Source organism: Micromonospora sp. NPDC049799 (assembly GCF_040656655.1).
Taxonomy (GTDB): domain Bacteria; phylum Actinomycetota; class Actinomycetes; order Mycobacteriales; family Micromonosporaceae; genus Micromonospora.
In genome coordinates this window covers 1-3,811 of record NZ_JBFAMU010000480.1, presented here as the reverse complement: position 1 = coordinate 3,811, position 3,811 = coordinate 1, and the positions used below count along the sequence as shown (strand labels likewise).

Sequence of the window (3,811 nt, the reverse complement as noted above, 5' to 3'; positions counted from 1 at the left end):
CCCCGACCGCTCCCCCGCCGACCGGCGCCGTCGCACCGACTCCGTCCCCGACGCCGTCGCCGACCACCGCGCCGTCGAGCGCGGTCCCCCGACCGTCGGTCTCCGTGCCCGCGACGACCGCTCCGGCGGCGTCGCGGCCCGGCACGGTCACCATCGAGCTGTGGTACGTCCGCGACGGGCACATCGCGCCGACCCGGCGTACCCGTCCGGCGACCGTGGCGACGTCGGGGCTGGCGCTGGCCGAACTGGCCGCCGGGCCGACGGCGGTGGAGGCGGACGCCGGCCTGGCCACTCTCCTGCCGGCCGCCCTCGGCATCACCCGGATCGCCGACGGCGTCGCGGTGGTGGGCGCGGTGCCGGGCGACGGCGACGACCGGGTACGGCGGCTCACCGAGGCGCAGGTGGTGTACACGCTGACCCAGTTCCCCACGGTGCGGCGGGTCCGCTTCGGCGCGGGACCGCCGGTCGGCCGCCCGGAGTACGCCGACCTGCTGCCGCCCATCGTGGTGACCGCCCCGGCGATCGGCCAGCGGGTCAGCACCCCGGTCGTCGTGACCGGCACCGCCGACGTGTTCGAGGCGACGGTCAGCGTGCGCGTGCTCGACGCCGGAGGCCGCGAGGTGGGCACCGCGTTCACCACCGCCACCTGCGGCACCGGCTGCCGGGGCGCCTTCCGGGTCACGGTCGGCTACCGCGTCGGCCGGGATCAGGTCGGCACCGTGGAGGCGTACGAGGTGTCCCCCGCCGACGGTTCCCGAACCAAGGTCGTGGCGGTGCCGGTGCTGCTGGTCGGCTGAGGCCCGTTCAGCGGTACGAAACGTATCCGTTTCCGCAAGACGATGCGACGCTCCTCATAAAACGCTGAGAACGACGCCCACCCTCAACTAGGGTCAGTACGACATCGTTTCATCGGGGGTGTGCGATGCAGGTCGGCAGACGGTGCGGTGCGGACGCGGTGGTGCCGGCGGCACGCGGCGCGGGTGGGGCGGACCTGCTGACCACCGTGATCGACCTGCTGCGCGAGGTCGGCTACGACCGGATGACCATCGACGCGGTCGCCGCCCGGGCACGGGTCAGCAAGGCCACCATCTACCGGCACTGGCCCGGCAAGGCGGAGCTGGTCGCCGACGCCCTGCGGCAGCGGCAGACCCGGGTGCACACCCCACCGGACACCGGCTCGCTCCGCGGAGACCTGCTGGAGCTGCTGCGGGCCACCGCCGCGATCTGCGTCGCCGACGCCGACCTCATGCAGGCGCTGACCTTCGCGATGCGCACCAGTCCCGAGCTGGAGCGGCTCATCCGCCACCACGTCATGCCGGCCGGCCGGGTGGCCAGCACCGCCGTCCTGGTCCGCGCCGCCGCCCGTGGCGAGATCCCGCCCGAGGCCGGCGAGCGCGACCTGTTCCACGACCTCGCTCCGGCGCTGACCATGTCCCGCGTCCTCGCGCACGGGCTGCCCGCCGACGACGAGTTCCTCACCCAGGTCGTCGACCAGGTGCTGATCCCCGTGCTCTGCCACCGCAGCCCGCAGACCTGACCACCTCGCACACTCACGGAAGGCACGACATGCCTGGAACCACCTCGACCATGCCCGGTGGGCCGGACGCCGAGGTCTCACCGTCCACGCCCCACCCACGGCGCTGGATCGCTCTCGCGGTCATCGCGATCTCCCAGCTGATGGTGGTGCTCGACGCCACCATCGTGAACATCGCGCTCCCGCAGGCCCAGGCCGACCTCGGCATCTCCAACGCCGACCGGCAGTGGGTCGTCACCGCGTACACCCTGACCTTCGGCGGCCTGCTGCTGCTCGGCGGCCGGATCGCGGACTACTGGGGCCGCAAGCGCACGTTCCTGGTCGGCATGGTCGGCTTCGCGATCGCCTCCGCCATCGGCGGCCTGGCCACCACCGGCGGCATGCTCTTCGCGGCCCGTGCGCTTCAGGGCGCGTTCGGCGCGTTGCTCGCCCCGGCCTCGCTGGCGCTGCTCACCGTCCTTTTCACCCAGGCCACCGAGCGGGCGAAGGCCTTCGCGGTGTACGGGGCGATCGCCGGCGGTGGCTCCGCCGTCGGCCTGCTGCTCGGCGGTGTGCTCACCCAGTACGCCGACTGGCGCTGGTGCCTGCTGGTCAACATCCCGATCGCCGCCGTGGCGCTGTTCGCCGCCATCCCGCTGGTGCCGGAGAGCCGGGCGCACGGCAACACCCGCTACGACGTGCCCGGCGCCGTCGTGGTCACCGCCGGCCTGGTGTCCCTCGTGTACGGCTTCACCAGGGCCGCCGAGGACGGGTGGGACGCCACCGCCACCATCGGGTTCATCGCGGCCGGCGTGGTGCTGCTCGCCGCGTTCGTGGTGATCGAGATGCGCTCGTCGCACCCGCTGCTGCCGCTGCGGATCCTGCTCGACCGCAACCGGGGCGGGTCCTACCTCACCTCCACCCTGGTCGGTGCCGGCCTGTTCGGCGCGTTCCTCTTCCTCACGTTCTACTTCCAGAACAGCCTCGGCTACACGCCGCTGGAGGCCGGTCTCGCCTCACTGCCGATCACCCTCGGCGTGCTGATCGCCGCCGGCGTGGCCAGCCAGCTGATGCCCCGGATCGGTCCCAAGCCCCTGATGCTGGCCGGCACGGTGCTGGCCGCCGCGGCCATGCTGTCACTGACCCGGATCGACCTGGACACGTCCTTCCTGGCGCACCTGCTGCCCGCCCAGGTGCTGCTGGGTCTCGGGCTGGGCTTCACGTTCGTGCCGCTGTCCAGTCTCGCCCTGGTCGGGGTGCCCGAGCACGACGCGGGCGCGGCCAGCGCGACGCTGAACGCCACCCAGCAGATCGGCGGCTCGCTGGGCACCGCGCTGCTCAACACCTTCTTCACCAGCGCGGTGACCGCGTACCTGGCCAGCCGCGTCCCGAACCAGGCCACGGCGGCGCAGGCGCAGATCGAGGGCTACACGGTGGCGTTCGCCTGGGGTGCCGGGCTGATCCTGCTCGCCGGTGTGGCCACCCTGGTGCTGGTCAAGGTGCGCAAGGACGAGATCCCGTCCGGCGGCGCGGTGCACGTCGGCTGACGCTCGACTCCGACCGCTCCCGTGGCCGCCGACCCCGTACCGGGTCGGCGGCCACGCGCCGTTGCGCCCGGCCGAGGTCAGCCGGCGTCCGGGTAGCGGCAGGCGGACCGTCCGGCCGCCGCCCGCTGCTCCCCGTCCAGGACCGTCGGGACCGTGCGGCCGTCGCGGCGCACCGACCGGGCGTCCAGCACCTCCGTCGGTCCCTGGCCGCCCAGGCACGCCACGGCGACCACCGGCACCGGATCCGCCCCGGTCACCGGTGGCACCGCCCAGTCGACGTCGGTGCCCGCGGCGGCGTCGACGAGGGCGATCTGGTGCCACCGCCGGGTGTCCGGCAGCGCGGAATCCGCGGGGAACCGGGCGGCGAACCCCACGACGTCCACGCGCGGGCCGGCGGCGGCGAGCCGCACCCGCCCCTTCGCCGCGGGCCGCACCGTCAACCCGATCGCCGCCGGTGGCGGCAGTCCCTCGTGGCAGGTCCCCGGGCCCATCCCGGCCGGGGGCAGGCCGTGCACCAGCGCGGAGGTCAGCACGCCGCCGTCGGGCAGCCGGTACCACCGCACGTCCGGGGTTCCGGCCGTACCGTCGATCAGCTTCTCCCCCAGGCAGTAGCCCACGAGCCCGATCCGGCAGCCGGGCGGGACCGTGTAGAGCACCGGGTGGTCCCGGGCCGGGCCGCGCCGGACGTGGACGCCGCTGCCGTACGTCTCGGCGGTGAAGGCGGCCGACGCGTCGGGGCCGGGTGGGCACC

General features: G+C 74.4%; 4 protein-coding genes. 3 read left to right on the top strand and 1 reads right to left on the bottom strand.

Annotated features, from left to right (window positions below; genetic code table 11):
* The 3 genes from AB0I76_RS24875 to AB0I76_RS24865 form a co-directional block, all read left to right on the top strand.
* On the top strand, positions 1-797 hold a 797-nt coding region (locus AB0I76_RS24875), incomplete at its 5' end, for a Gmad2 immunoglobulin-like domain-containing protein (RefSeq protein WP_357039986.1).
* Between the two features lie 125 nt (positions 798-922).
* Positions 923-1,537: a TetR/AcrR family transcriptional regulator gene (locus AB0I76_RS24870; RefSeq protein ID WP_357039983.1), complete on the top strand. Its 615-nt coding sequence runs from the start codon at positions 923-925 to the stop codon at positions 1,535-1,537.
* 29 nt (positions 1,538-1,566) lie between these two features.
* On the top strand, positions 1,567-3,060 hold the full coding sequence (locus AB0I76_RS24865; RefSeq protein ID WP_357039980.1) for an MFS transporter: 1,494 nt from the start codon (positions 1,567-1,569) through the stop codon (positions 3,058-3,060).
* 77 nt (positions 3,061-3,137) lie between these two features.
* On the opposite strand, the gene AB0I76_RS24860 is transcribed toward AB0I76_RS24865, so the two are convergent.
* Positions 3,138-3,811 (bottom strand): hypothetical protein (locus AB0I76_RS24860; protein WP_357039977.1); only part of this gene is annotated, 674 nt, incomplete at its 5' end.